General features: G+C 49.7%; 14 protein-coding genes. 8 read left to right on the forward strand and 6 right to left on the reverse strand.

What is annotated here, in order from left to right:
• The gene (gene odhB / locus SNR34_RS08550; RefSeq protein ID WP_486181705.1) at positions 1–1,275 is read left to right on the forward strand and encodes a 2-oxoglutarate dehydrogenase complex dihydrolipoyllysine-residue succinyltransferase; all 1,275 of its coding nucleotides are present in this window, start codon (positions 1–3) and stop codon (positions 1,273–1,275) included.
• Positions 1,276–1,422: 147 nt separating this feature from the next.
• On the opposite strand, the gene SNR34_RS08555 is transcribed toward odhB, so the two are convergent.
• The 4 genes from SNR34_RS08555 to mnmL all read right to left on the reverse strand — a co-directional run bounded on the left by SNR34_RS08555 (position 1,423) and on the right by mnmL (position 5,243).
• Entirely contained in the window at positions 1,423–2,424 is a 1,002-nt protein-coding gene (locus SNR34_RS08555; protein ID WP_486182431.1) for an alpha/beta fold hydrolase, read from the reverse strand.
• A 57-nt stretch (positions 2,425–2,481) separates the two neighbouring features.
• Positions 2,482–3,459 (reverse strand): type I phosphomannose isomerase catalytic subunit, encoded by a 978-nt coding sequence (locus tag SNR34_RS08560; protein WP_236416007.1) that lies wholly within the window; start codon positions 3,457–3,459, stop codon positions 2,482–2,484.
• 244 nt (positions 3,460–3,703) lie between these two features.
• Positions 3,704–4,288, reverse strand: a complete 585-nt coding sequence (gene mnmM, locus SNR34_RS08565; protein ID WP_486181706.1) for a tRNA 5-(aminomethyl)-2-thiouridylate-methyltransferase MnmM — start codon at positions 4,286–4,288, stop codon at positions 3,704–3,706.
• A gap of 1 nt (position 4,289) precedes the next feature.
• Positions 4,290–5,243 (reverse strand): tRNA modification radical SAM protein MnmL/YtqA, encoded by a 954-nt coding sequence (mnmL, locus tag SNR34_RS08570; RefSeq protein ID WP_343259783.1) that lies wholly within the window; start codon positions 5,241–5,243, stop codon positions 4,290–4,292.
• 373 nt (positions 5,244–5,616) lie between these two features.
• Between mnmL and SNR34_RS08575 the strand changes: the two genes are divergently transcribed.
• Together SNR34_RS08575 and trmB are read left to right on the forward strand one after the other, a co-directional pair.
• Positions 5,617–5,820 carry a hypothetical protein gene (locus SNR34_RS08575; protein WP_236416004.1) on the forward strand — a complete coding sequence of 68 codons (204 nt, stop codon included), beginning with the start codon at positions 5,617–5,619 and terminating at the stop codon, positions 5,818–5,820.
• A gap of 149 nt (positions 5,821–5,969) precedes the next feature.
• On the forward strand, positions 5,970–6,719 hold the full coding sequence (trmB, locus tag SNR34_RS08580; RefSeq protein WP_236416003.1) for a tRNA (guanosine(46)-N7)-methyltransferase TrmB: 750 nt from the start codon (positions 5,970–5,972) through the stop codon (positions 6,717–6,719).
• A 245-nt stretch (positions 6,720–6,964) separates the two neighbouring features.
• On the opposite strand, the gene SNR34_RS08585 is transcribed toward trmB, so the two are convergent.
• Together SNR34_RS08585 and SNR34_RS08590 are read right to left on the reverse strand one after the other, a co-directional pair.
• Positions 6,965–8,119: an MGDG synthase family glycosyltransferase gene (locus SNR34_RS08585; protein ID WP_236416002.1), complete on the reverse strand. Its 1,155-nt coding sequence runs from the start codon at positions 8,117–8,119 to the stop codon at positions 6,965–6,967.
• 50 nt (positions 8,120–8,169) lie between these two features.
• Positions 8,170–8,697 (reverse strand): phosphatase PAP2 family protein, encoded by a 528-nt coding sequence (locus tag SNR34_RS08590; protein WP_236416001.1) that lies wholly within the window; start codon positions 8,695–8,697, stop codon positions 8,170–8,172.
• A gap of 694 nt (positions 8,698–9,391) precedes the next feature.
• On the opposite strand from SNR34_RS08590, the gene SNR34_RS08595 reads away from it, so the two are divergent.
• From SNR34_RS08595 to SNR34_RS08615, 5 genes are all read left to right on the forward strand, one after another.
• Positions 9,392–10,630, forward strand: coding sequence for a glycosyltransferase family 2 protein (locus SNR34_RS08595; RefSeq protein WP_236416000.1), 1,239 nt, complete (start codon positions 9,392–9,394; stop codon positions 10,628–10,630).
• A gap of 316 nt (positions 10,631–10,946) precedes the next feature.
• Positions 10,947–11,441, forward strand: a complete 495-nt coding sequence (gene infC, locus SNR34_RS08600) for a translation initiation factor IF-3 (RefSeq protein ID WP_236416326.1) — start codon at positions 10,947–10,949, stop codon at positions 11,439–11,441.
• Positions 11,442–11,465: 24 nt separating this feature from the next.
• The gene (rpmI, locus tag SNR34_RS08605) at positions 11,466–11,669 is read left to right on the forward strand and encodes a 50S ribosomal protein L35 (protein WP_017689665.1); all 204 of its coding nucleotides are present in this window, start codon (positions 11,466–11,468) and stop codon (positions 11,667–11,669) included.
• 88 nt (positions 11,670–11,757) lie between these two features.
• The gene (gene rplT / locus SNR34_RS08610) at positions 11,758–12,117 is read left to right on the forward strand and encodes a 50S ribosomal protein L20 (protein WP_236415999.1); all 360 of its coding nucleotides are present in this window, start codon (positions 11,758–11,760) and stop codon (positions 12,115–12,117) included.
• Between the two features lie 557 nt (positions 12,118–12,674).
• Positions 12,675–13,715 (forward strand): BMP family lipoprotein, encoded by a 1,041-nt coding sequence (locus tag SNR34_RS08615; protein WP_236415998.1) that lies wholly within the window; start codon positions 12,675–12,677, stop codon positions 13,713–13,715.
• The last annotated feature ends 94 nt before the right edge of the window (positions 13,716–13,809 follow it).

Here is a 13,809-nt window from a genome sequence, read left to right on the forward strand (position 1 = left end):
GTGAGTGAAATTAAAGTTCCCGCCATGGGCGAATCGATTACGGAAGGAACCGTATCCAGATGGCTTGTCAAAGAAGGAGATGCCGTCAATCAGGGAGATGTTCTTCTGGAGCTTGAGACGGATAAGGTAAACATCGAGATCAGTGCGGAAGAGAGCGGGGTTTTGGAAAAAATCCTTCGGCAGGAGGGAGATACCGTCGAGATCGGCGAAGCGATCGGTATCATCGCTGTTGGAGCGGGAGCCGCAAGTGCTCCTGCCTCCCCAGCTGCTTCCGACCCTGCGCCTGAACCGAAGAAGCAAGCTCCGGCTCCACAGGCTGTTGCTCCCGCATCGGCGGCTCCGGAAGTTTCCGAAGCGGGCGTGAAGGCAGCTTCTCCTGCTGCGCGAAAGCTTGCCCGCGAGCGCGGCATTGAGCTGGATCAAGTGCAAAGCAAAGACCCGATCGGACGTGTTTACCAAGAGGACGTCAAAAATCACGGCAGTCAACCGGCTGCTCCGGCTACTCCGGCCGCACAGGTACCCAGCAAGCCGTCTGCGCCGAGTGCGCCCGCTCCTAGCGCAGCTACATATGCGAAACCCGTTGAGCGCCAGCGCATGACGCGCCGCCGGGCAACGATTGCAAAACGTCTGGTGGAAGCACAGCAAACGGCAGCGATGCTGACCACGTTTAACGAGGTCGACATGACGGCGATCATGGACGTGCGCAAACGCCGCAAAGACAAGTTCAAGGAGAAGCATGACATCGGCCTTGGCTTCATGTCCTTCTTTACCAAAGCGGTCGTTGGGGCGCTGAAAAAATTCCCGATGATCAACGCTGAAATCGATGGCGAAGACATCATTCTCAAAAAATACTATGACATCGGCATTGCCGTTTCGGCGAAGGAAGGTTTGGTTGTGCCTGTCGTCCGTGATGCGGATCGCTTGAGCTTTGCCGAGATCGAACGCAGCATTGCAGATCTGGCATCCAAAGCACGTACGAACACGCTGGCCTTGTCTGACCTCCAGGGAGGAACGTTCACCATCACTAATGGCGGTACGTTTGGCTCGCTGTTGTCCACGCCGATTCTGAATACACCTCAAGTAGGTATTCTCGGCATGCATAACATCCAGCTTCGTCCGGTGGCGATCGATGCCGAGCGCATGGAAAACCGTCCAATGATGTATATTGCGTTGTCTTATGACCATCGCATCATTGATGGTGCGGATGCCGTACGCTTCCTGGTGACGATCAAAGAACTGCTGGAAGATCCGGAATCGCTGCTGATTGAAGGATAATTCAAGCGTACAAGCAGGTAAGCGATGATGCTTTCCTAAGCACTTATTGACATTTCAAAAGAATGAACGAAGAAGCCCCTGATCGGGGACACAGCCTGTGCTGTGTCCGATCAGGGGCTTCTGTCTTTGATAGAGTTAACGTGTCCCTCACAAGGAGTCGGCCGGAAAATTGTCGGCGATGGCGTTTGTTTCTGTGCCTGTGTCTGCAGCAGCGCCGCTGAGCAGCGGTAAATGCCGTTCCAGCCACTCCAGGATGTCCTGGGTCACCTCCGCTCGGTTCGTTTCGTGCAGCATTTCATGGCGTCCACCCGGGTACAGGCGAACCTCGATATCTTGCAGCTGCAGCTTGCGATATTGGGCAACGAGGTTCTGAACGCCTTTGCCATGCAAGCCAACCGGGTCCTGTTCGCCGGAAAACAGGAAAACGGGTTTATCTTTGGGGATGCCCGCCATGTTATGGGGAAGATGGATTTCCAGCAGCAGCCGGAAAAAATCCCGGAAAAATCCTGCGGTGCAGATGCTGCCGCACATGGGGTCATCAATAAATTTTTTGACTTCGGCCTGATCCCTGGAGAGCCAGTCAAAAGGCGTTGCCGCGGGGCGGAACGCGCGATTAAAGCCGCCAAATACGATGGCGTTAAGCAGCAAGCTATGATGTGCGGCCCCTTGGAGGCTGCATTGCAGCCAGGCCAGTTTTTCACCCAATTGCAGCAGGCTGCGTTTACCGTTGGTACCTGACAAAATAAAGGCCGAATAACGTTCATGACCCGCATACATGAGATGCTGAACCAAAAAAGACCCCATGCTATGTCCCATCAAAATGATGGGTACCCCCCGATGCTCCTGGGCGGCAACTTCCCCCAGGTTCATCATGTCGCTTGCCATCCAGCGAAATGCATCTGAGCCTGCATCGCCCAGCATATCCGGGCTTCCAGCCGTTTTTCCATGCCCGCGGTGGTCATTGGCATATACGGCGTATCCGCTTTGCGTGAGCGATTGGGCAAACTCTGCATATCTGGCCGCGGTTTCAGCCATGCCGTGTCCAATCTGGAGCACGCCTTTAACGGAAGTATCCGAAGAGGGCAGCCAACGATACACGTGGATTCGGCTCCCGTCATTGGCGATGAGGTCAAAGGTCGATTCCTGCATGAGCATAGCTCCCTTCTTCATGATACAAACCTCGTTCCTATTCCCGTCCGATGCCAATTAAGGAAGGTATGAACGGAGCACAGTGGCGTTCCCATCCATCGTATAAGCGCCGAGATTGGCCGGAAGCAGGTAACATTGCCCTGCCTTCAGTTCGACGCGCTCCGCGTCGCTGTTGCCCCATCTCAGCAAACCGCTGCCGTCGCAAACGACGAGAATGGTGAAGCTTTCCGCATCCGTGGTGAGCTCCCATTGATTGCGCACGACGCCTTTTTCGACGACGAAATAAGGGCATTCCGCAAGTTTCAGCCATTCTCCCGGAACGGCGTTGCCTGTTTTCATCGTTGTGGCACCTGCGCCTTCGTAAGCTGTTACGTTAAGGGAATCCTCAATGTGCAGTTCGCGCGGCTTTCCGTCAAGACCAGGGCGGTTGTAGTCGTAGAGACGATAAGTGGTATCCGAATTTTGCTGGATTTCGGCGACGACCACGCCAGCGCAAAGGGCGTGAACCGTTCCCGCAGGGATGAAGAACGTGTCGCCTGCTTCAACGGGAACTTGGCGCAGCGTATCCATCACCGTTCCGTTTTCCAGCGCGGATTTCAACGTTTCCCGATCCACGCCGTCGTTCAGGCCATAAATGATGTGCGCGCCCGGTTTGGCATCGAGTACGTACCACATTTCTGTTTTGCCGAGCTCTCCTGGAGGAAGTTCTGCGTAGTCGTCGGTCGGATGGACTTGAACGGATAAATCGTCATTGCAGTCCAGCAGTTTGATTAGAAGCGGGAAGCGTCCGCCTTTTTTGGAAACGCCTTTGGTTCCGAGCCATTCCGTGCCGAGCAGTTCGCGCACTTCATCCAAGCCTTTTCCCGCCAACTCGCCGTTGATCACTTTCGTTGTTCCGTTCGGATGGTCCGCAATCATCCAGCCTTCGCCGATATGTCCTTCGGGCGGGGTCAGGCCGAATTGCTCCAGCGCACGCCCTCCCCAGACGCGCTCTTTAAATTCAGGTTGAAATTGCAAAGGATATGGTTTAGTCATCGTATAGTTCTCTCCTCTATTATATAAAATGGCGAATCACTTTAATCAGCACATGTTGCTGAACAACATGTATACGGTTGCATGATGATATGTATAGCAGGCCATTGCGCCAACGGCGTCAAACCGGGCCTCAGAGCCGGGATGGCTTCTGTTGGCAGACAGCGGCATGCAGTATAAAACGACAGGATGACAGTGGGCAAGGGCTAAATGCTGCACATAGCCCTTTAGACCGTGACCGTGCAAATTACTTTTTTTCGATGCCGATCAAAAAAGGTGAGGTTTCCCGCTGCAATTGACGGTAAACGACCGTCTGGGCTTGCTCCACCGGCAAGGCAGACGCCCACTGCCAAACGGCATCGGCTTCCTGGGCCCCTCCGTCATGGCCCGGATAGAGCACGGTGGTTATGATGCCACGGGGCCGCAGGAGCTGCAGGGCGGCTTCCAGAGCACCAATGGTACTATCCGTCTGGGTAATGATAGACGAATCTGCCCCTTCCGATGGCAGATAGCCAAGGTTGAACATCACCGCGCCGACCGACCCATGCCAATCTTCGGGAACGGCCTCGGCCATGCGTTCATGGCCAAGCTGCAGCAGGGAGATGGAACCCAGCTTGGCTGCATCCTCTTGTTTGCGAATGCGCGCTTGAGCGAGCGCGAGGGCTTCGTTTTGAATATCGAAACCGATCACCTGTCCGCGCGGGCCTACCCTTTGCGCAAGAAACAATGTATCCGCTCCAGTGCCAACGGTCGCGTCAATGGCGAGATCCCCGGGCTGCAAACGAGCGGAAATCCATTGATGGGCACAACTGAGCACCGATAAAAATCCCATATCAGCATCTCCTCCAATACTTGCCCTGCCAGGAATCCCGTTCACGAAGCTCCCGGTCAATGGAATTGAGCACTTCCCATTTCTTGAGCGACCACATCGGTCCGATCAGCAGATTGCGTGGCGCGTCGCCGGTCAGGCGGTGCACGATCATTTCCGGAGGCAGCATTTCCAACGTATCCACGATCAACTTGATATACTCGTCCTGCTCCAGGAAACGCAGCAGCCCGGCTTCATACTGTTTGACCATCGGCGTTTTGCGCATGAGGTGAAGCAGATGGATTTTGATGCCCTGCACATCCATATTGGCTACCGCGCGCCCGGTATCGAGCATCATTTCATGCGTTTCCTGCGGCAATCCGTAGATGATGTGCGTACATACGCGGATGTTGTGCCTGCGCAGTTTGACGACGGCTTCCTCGTAACATCGGGTATCATGTGCCCGGTTGATCAGGGTGGAGGTGGACTCGTGGATTGTTTGCAATCCCATTTCGACCCATAGATAGGTTCGCTCGTTCAATTCAGCCAAATATTCAACCACGTCATCGGGCAGACAGTCGGGACGCGTCGCAATCGAGAGGCCGACCACGCCGGGCTGCCGCAGGATGACTTCGAAGTATTCACGGAGGACTTCGACAGGGGCATACGTATTCGTATAAGCCTGAAAGTAACCGATATATTGGGCGTTCGGCCACTTTAGATGCTGCTTGTCCCGAATAGTATTAAACTGCGTTACCAGATCGTCGCGTCTGCTGCCGGCGAAATCCCCTGATCCGCGGGCACTGCAGAAAGTGCAGCCGCCTTTGGCAATGGAGCCGTCGCGATTGGGACAAGTAAAGCCGGCGTCCAGCATGACTTTGAACACTTTGTTGTTGAATTCGTTTTTCATTTCATGGTTCCAGGTATGAAACCGTTTATCCCCCCATAGGAGGGGAGTATCGATTGCAGGTGCGTTCATATTGTTTCGGGTGCTCCTTTAACGGCCATCCTCCATACGCGAAAAAAGGAAAGGCTCTTATCTGTTCACGATCAGGAACGGATTTCGGAAATCCGCATCTGTATGGACTGCTATTATTGTATCAAAAAATGGGGGCAGTGTGCATCCGTCGTCCGGACGCGATATCGAGGCCTTCATCCAAGCTGTAATGCTCCATTTTAAATCGCTTTCAACTCTCAAAAATAGGCCGGAAATTCAACGATTTCACTTGAAATAGTTCACATGATGTGTTATATTTAAACCAACGTCAGACACATCCAAAGGGTACTTATTCATCACGGCAATTGAATGAATTTTGACGTCATGGACCATATTATACCGTGAGGTGATATGAATGAATTCCCAAGTCAAAAATAATAATGATGTTCATCGCGTTTCCGTTGAGTTGACGGCAGAAGAGGCGCTGGCCCTGACAGGTGTTCGTTTTAATGGCAATCCGAAAGTGAAAGCGGCTGCAAGGCAAAAAGTTCGCGATGCTTTCGAAAAGACATTTGATTTTTCACACCAAGATAAGGTAGACTATGAACTGTTAAAGTAGTTGGACCCCAATTCCAAATATATCGGAAAAGGAATCTTTGTTATTTGCCTCATCGGCAATTCAAAGATTCCTTTTTCTTTGCCCTTTACAATTCGCCGCTTCTTCGGCACAATGATTCTGAGACAAGTATCAGCAAACGGAGGAATAAGATGCGTTTACGTGGAAGAAAAGGGATCCGGGAAAGCCTGGAGCAGCAGGAAGACCTCGTGATTTTGGATCCCAAACAATACAAGGGACAATGGTCCAAACTGTTTGGCAATGATCGTCCGATCTTTGTGGAATTCGGCATGGGCAAAGGCCAGTTCATTAGCCAGATGAGCCATAAACACCAACAGTACAATTTTATCGGTTTTGATATGTTCGATGAACTGGTGCGAAGAGCCAGTGAGAAGGCGAGAAAGGCATGGAATGAGGACGCGGTCGACACGCCGCCGAACCTCAAGCTGGCTTTGGCTAACATCGAGAGCATCGAAGAAATATTCGAACCTGGCGAGCTCGAACGCATTTATTTGAATTTCAGCGATCCGTGGCCGAAGGCAAAACATGCACGCCGCCGTTTGACGCATCCCCGTTTTTTGAAGAAATACGTCGAATTGCTGAATGCCAAAGGACAAATCCATTTCAAGACCGATTCGGAGACGTTGTTTGAATTTTCCCTTAACGCATTTGCGGACTTTGGCTTGCAAATGACGAATCTATCGCTCAACTTGCATCGGGATGGATTGAACGAAGAGCATGTCATGACCGAGTACGAGCAGAAATTCATGGGCAAAGGCATGAACATCCACCGCGTTGAAGTGATCGTTGGGGAAGAGGCTTTGCGTGAATATCAGCAAATCCGTCTGGACAAATACAAAGTACGTGAAGCGAAAGACAACAAGGAAACGAGTGAAAAGTAGAAAAACGGCACCGGGTTGGCTGCAACCTGTGTGCCGTTCTTTTTGCGCTGGCAGGTCGCGAACGGAGCATTCTGATTCGAAATTTTGCTTTTTGCGCCTGCATTGAACTTTGGTCATCGGGGTTTCGTTGGTGGAGTCGGTTCCGTCCTAGGTTTAGGCAAAGCTGGTGCGCACACAAAGGCGCCTTCAAGCATGAAGGCGCCTTTGTGTAGAATGATTGAAATTGCACGATAAAACCGCGATCATTACGGGGCAGGGTTCGCGTTCTGGTCAGGCTGCGTGCGAAAGTCAAGCAGATCGAGAATGCTCTGAGCGCTTTGCAGCGGGTGGTACTTCGCGATCTGCGCCAAATGACGCTTCCGCCTGCGAACGATATCCGGGTATTTGTGGAGCAGTCTGTTCATCCATTTGACGATCACGTCGAAGGAAGAGATAGACTCCCCGAGTCCTCTGGAAGTAAAATACTGCACATTCTCTTCTTCCTGGCCCGGAATGGGATTGTGGAACAGCATGGGAATGCCTTTGGCAAGCCCTTCCGAGCATGTCATGCCGCCGGGTTTCGTGATGAGCAGGTCCGAAACTTCCATTAATTTGTCGATTTCTTTGGTATAGCCCATGATATGAATGTTTTCTTTCTGATAAGTAGGGTTCTGCTCCATGTCCGTTCTTGCTTTGTCATTGCGGCCCAAGCAGAAAATAATCTGAATATCCTCGTGCCAGCGCGTCAAAAACTGGTTGATGACTTCATCGCTGAGCATGCCCCAGCCGCCACCCATAACAAGTACGGTAGGCATGTCTTTTAAGCCGAACTTGCTGCGGATTTCATCTTTGCCTGGATGCTCCCAAAAACTCGGGTGCACGGGAATGCCTGTAACCCGAATGCGGTCTGAGGACACTCCGCGCAGCAGCAGTTTGGATCGTACCTCTTCGGTAGAGACGAGATACAGGTCGACTTCGGGGCTGATCCACGTTCCGTGCGCATCGTAATCGGTAATGACCGTGCACAGCGGCACCATGATGCCCAAACGTTTCAAGCGGGAGATGACCGCGCTTGGTATCGGGTGGGTGCATACGATGACATTGGGCCGAAGCTGGCGCACGATGCTGCGCGTATGCGTATAGAACAACTTGTGCAGGGCGAGCGTCGTGAACCGGTTCAGCGATTTTTTATACTGGTGTTTGTATACGTAACCCACCAGCTTCGGCTGTTTGGTTACCGTTTTTTTGTAAGCTGTAATGATCAGCGGCGCAACCCTGGGATTCAAAAAGCTTCCCAGTTCAAGCACCTTCGTCTGCACGCCAGGCGATAGCTTGCGCAAACTGCTGGAAAGTGCATAAGCTGCCTGGGTATGACCTGCACCAAAGCCTTCGGATAATAGGAGTATTCGTTTCTTTTCCACGCTTGCTTCACCTGTTCCTGCTAGGTTTTCCTTAGTCTAACATATCTGCTTTATGCCCATAATGCAACTGTTGCCAGTGCGACTAAAGTACCGATTGTTGCCCCTGCTAGTACGTCTGAGGGATAGTGCAGCCCGAGATAAATGCGAGAAAATCCGACAATAAGTGCAACCGGCAATAAAGCGCATAACAGAATGAAGTCCATGGCCATAAAAGGGACGGTCACCGAAAAGATGGCTGTAGTATGCCCGGATGGAAAAGAATGATCCGTAAGCGGGTTGCGGAACGTGATCGCATCCGGCAGTGCGAGATACGGCCTGATGCGAGGGTACAGCTTTTTGGCGATGGCAACAGGAATGTGGCTGACTGCCAAAGCGATGCAGGCCTGCAGCCCGGTTGTGCTCCACGGTGCCGGAGCCAGCAGCCATATCAACAAGGATACGGTGATCGAAGCGGTCGCTCCGCCGAGATGAGTGAAATAGTATAGCCAAAAATTCATAAAGCGATTATGAAGTCGACCATTAATCCACATGAAAACATTGCGATCATACTCTTGAAACTTAACGAATAAACGGCTCATTTTGGCCTCCTGCCAGTCAGGCCGCCCAGACGGCGGCGGTATTTCTGTCATTGTGCTTCCGGATCGCCCTGATTGTTATATAACCGTTTTTCGTGAAGTCGGGGTTATTCAGGTACATGTTTATCATATTTTTAAATGATGTCCTTTTCAAGAAGAAGACATGTAAAGAACGTAAAATGAATGTTAAACTATGGTTGCCCAACCAGTTTGCTTTTTGACTTGGACGAGCCAAAACGGCTACAATGATTCAATGTGGCGGAATGGGGTAAAGAAAATGTGAGTTTCTTTAGAACTTTTTGCCGGCCGTAAACGTTATTTTAGTGAAGTCTCTTTCCGACCAACGGCAGGAGGGTGAACACAAACAGGGACTTTAGAAATAAAAATAAAGGAAACGGCTGAAAATAGGATATAACGGGCATGAATCCAAGGGTGTGGTGCAACGGATTGCCAATTCAGCGTTTTAAGATCACATTTCTGCTTCAATACGTGGAATCGAGGTTTTGACAAATGGCTGAAAAGCATCCAAAATCGATAAAGCAGCAAACTGCTGGCAACCATGCCTGAGACATCTGCGTAGTAATCAAAGCAACGGGTCATATTCTGCATCAAACAAAAACAAACAACATGCAGAAACAAAAAAGACAAAAACGAAAAGCAAAAAAGGGTCTGAAAAAAAAGGGGGTAACAGAGAACGATGTTGGACGCTATATTCGTCACGCTGCAGGTCATTCTCGCGCTGCTGGCTGTGTACCAATTCACGTTTTCACTGTTCGGTCTGTATAAGAAAAAGAAAAAGAAGCATTACCCTGCGACAAAGTCCTTCGCGGTGCTGGTAGCGGCCCATAACGAAGAGCAGGTTATCGGGGCATTGATGGAAAATCTCAAGCAGCTGGATTACCCGAAGGATCTGTACGACGTATTCGTCATTTGCGACAACTGTACGGACAGCACGGCGCAAATCGTGCGCGAGCACGGATGGAATGCCTGTGTGCGCACCAACCCGGATCTGCGAGGCAAAGGATATGCCATCGAGTGGATGCTTAAATATTTATGGGGCCTGCCGCGCCAGTATGATGCGGTTGTCATGTTTGATGCGGACAATCTGGTTGACCGCAACTTCCTGCTCGAAATGAACAATGATTTGTGCAACGGAGCTCGCGTTATCCAAGGTTATATCGACACGAAAAACCCGGAAGATTCCTGGATCACTGCGGCTTACGGCGTATCGTACTGGTACATCAACCGTCTGTGGCAGCTGTCCCGCCACAACCTGAATATGGCGAACTTCCTTGGCGGTACGGGAATGTGCTTTGAGACCAATCTGCTGAAGGAAATCGGATGGGGCGCCACAAGCTTGGTGGAGGACCTGGAGTTTACCATGCGAAGCGTGCAACGCAACGTATATCCGGTATTCAATTACGATGCCAAAGTGTTCGACGAAAAGCCATTGACGTTCAAGGCTTCGGCCAGACAGCGCCTGCGCTGGATGCAGGGTCACTTTACCGTCGCGCGCAGATATTTCTTCCCTCTGTTGTGGAAAAGCATCAAGGAACGCAGTCTGGTCAAATTCGACCTTGCCATTTACGGTGCGAACGTTTATGTTGTCTTGCTGACGTTTTTGCTGACTGCGATAATGTGGGTCGATACAGCCGTCTTCAACGGTCCGAACATCGCCAATATTTATGGATACTTCCCGCTTTGGGTCGGATTTCTGGCAATCGGTTTGAACATTTTGACGTTCCTGTTGTCGATGGCTCTCGAGAAAGTTAAATTTGCCAAAGTGTACATGTACCTGATCGTATTCCCGATCTATCTGCTCTCCTGGTATCCCATCACGTTCTATGCGTTCTTCACGCAGAACAACAAGCAGTGGAGCCATACGCAGCATACGCGGGTTGTACGTCTGGATGAGGTGCAGAGCAAACAAGGATAACGTTGAACGAGGCATGCGGCCATCGGCTGTGCGCCTTGATTCATAAAATGGTTGACAATGCTTTTCCAAAGTGATATATTGTTCTAGTGCTTTGAAAGAGAATAGACTGGAATCACAAGCAGAAGTCCGACTTCTCACCTGACCAACATATGTTGGCTGGTCAACGATCCCAATCATTATGAATTTATGTGAAGTATGTTCATGAGGAATGGTGTTGATTACAGGGATGTCGGTAGCTAGACCGGCATCCCTTTTATTTTTGTGTAACAGGATATTCAAAATGACCTGGAGGTGGACTGTTATTAGTAAAGATCACATGATTAATGATGAGATTCGGGCGAAGGAAGTACGCCTTGTCGGAGCTGAGGGAGAGCAAATCGGGATTAAGCCCATTCGTGAAGCGCTGCAAATGGCGATTGATCTGAACCTGGATCTGGTCAATGTGGCTCCGCAGGCTAAACCGCCGGTATGTCGCATCATGGACTATGGCAAATTCCGCTATGAGCAGCAAAAGAAAGAAAAAGAAGCCCGTAAGAACCAGAAAATTGTGGATATTAAAGAAGTATGGTTCCGTTCCAATATCGAGGAGCATGATTTCCAAACGAAGCTTCGCAATGTAGTTAAGTTTTTGAAAGAAGGCGACAAAGTGAAATGTTCCGTGCGTTTCCGCGGACGGGAGATTACACACGCTTCGGTTGGTCAGAAAATTTTGGAACGCGTCAAAACGGAAGTTGCAGAACTCTGCACCGTTGAGCGCCAACCGAAACTGGAAGGCCGCAGCATGATTATGATTCTGGCTCCAAAAGCCTGATAACATTGAAGGAGGAAACACAACATGCCTAAAATGAAAACACACAGCAGTTTGAAAGGACGCTTCAAAATCACCGGTTCCGGTAAAGTCCTGCGTTACAAAGCTCACAAAAACCACTTGCTTTCCCACAAATCCAAACGTGCTAAACGCGTCCTGAACGGCAACCCGGTTATGGCTGCTGGAGACGTAAGACGTTTGAAACAAGGTCTGGCTAACCTGAAAGGCTAATTCAAAAATTCGTACGTGATATGGGGGGACGGCCTCGGCTGTACGCATATCAGGATACATTTAATATTTATTTGGGAGGTTCTTTAATATGGCAAGAGTAAAAGGCGGTTTTGTAGTACGTCGTCGTCATAAGAAAGTATTGAAACTGGCTAAAGGTTATTTCGGTTCCAAACACCGTATTTTTAAAACAGCTAACGAGCAGGTCATGAAATCCCTGGTATACGCATACCGTGACCGTCGTCAAACGAAACGCAACTTCCGCAGACTGTGGATCGTTCGGATCAACGCAGCAGCTCGTCAAAACGGACTGTCCTACAACAAGCTGATCCATGGATTGAAATTGGCTGGCGTAGACATGAACCGCAAAATGCTGGCTGATCTGGCTGTTAACGACATCAACGCGTTCAACTCCTTGGCTACTGTAGCCAAAGGCAAACTTAACGCTTAATCAAGAAACGCAATTCCAAGCCGCCGTACCTATATGGCGGCTTTTTCTACGCCACAATCCTTAATTGCATACTCTGCCTGAACGGAGGAGACACTGGAAATGTAGTGGCGGAAAGGATATCAGCTTAGTCACTTACATATCATTGGCTGTGTGAAATAATGCAAGTTTTTTTGAGTGAAATCAAGTTGGAAATATAACAAGAGTCACATTTTTGTCACATAACGTAACATCGTTTTGACGTTAGTGTGTTAAATCGCTAAATTTTAAAGCGTTTCCAACAAAAAAAGTACAAAAATAAGTGAACTTTGCTAAGGAACATCTAGATTTATACACTGGTTAAATGTATAATCACCTCTGTAGGCTAGTCCTAAACTTTTCTTTCTTGGTCATAATGTTCGGTTTTTCGACAGATCAACGGGCTGGATCAGCAAGGAATTAAGGTTTATTGCTTGATAAACCATACATTCCAATGATTATCTGCGTCTGATATCTGTTCATTTCGTCCAATATGGCTCGGATTGGAATTAGGTATATATCATTAAGGGGGAACAGATTAAATGAAGAAGTTTTTGAGCTTGTCCTTGTCGATGCTGCTTGCCGGTTCCGTACTGCTTGCAGGTTGCGGCAGCAAACCTGCTGAAGAAAATAATGCAGGTGGAAGCACTGAAGCACCTAAAACGGAAACTGCCAGCGATGTGACGATCGGTATGGTAACCGATGTCGGCGGCGTTAACGACAAATCCTTTAACCAATCCGCTTGGGAAGCTCTGCAAGCAACAGAGACTGAAACCGGAGCGAAAGTAAAATACCTGCAATCCAAAGCTGATGAAGAGTATATTCCTAACTTGAACGAGTTTGTTAAAAACAACTACTCCTTGACTTGGGGAATCGGGTTCCAATTGGCTGATGCGATCAAAACGGTTGCTGACCAAAACCCGGATGCCAAACTGGCCATCATCGACAGCGTTGTGGATGCGCCAAACGTTAAATCCGTAACCTTTGCTGAAGAAGAAGGGTCTTACCTCGTAGGCGTTGTTGCCGGACTGAGCACAAAAACGAACAAAATCGGTTTTGTCGGCGGTATGGACAGCCCGCTGATCAAGAAATTTGAAGTTGGCTTCAGAGAAGGCGTAAAAGCTGTAAATCCGGATGCCGAATTTATTTCCAACTACACAGGCGCGTTCGACAAGCCTGACCTTGGTAAAGCAGCGGCAGCGACACTGTACAACAAAGGCGTAGATATCATTTTCCACGCTTCGGGCGCAACAGGAAACGGTGTGTTCAACGAAGCGATCGCTCGCAAGAAACAAGGACAAGACGTATGGGTTATCGGTGTCGACAAAGACCAATCCCTTGAATTTGGCGACGATGTGACCCTGACTTCCATGATCAAAAAAGTTGACGAAGCGGTTAAACGCGTGAATAAAGAAGTGATCGACGGTACGTTCAAAGGCGGAGCAGAAAATCTGACTCTGAAAGAAAACGGCGTAGGCATCGCAGACACATCCACGAAAAACGTATCCAAGGAAATCCTGGACAAAGTGGAAGAGTACAAACAAAAAATCATCAGCGGCGAAATTAAAGTACCTACCGAATAATATGGTTTGCAAATAAGGAAATACGTCATTGGGCCGGTCTTGACCGGCCTTATGATTGCCCGCAGCTTATCTTGGCCAGCGAAGCCTCCAAAAG

This window comes from Paenibacillus sp. XP01 (assembly GCF_057364885.1).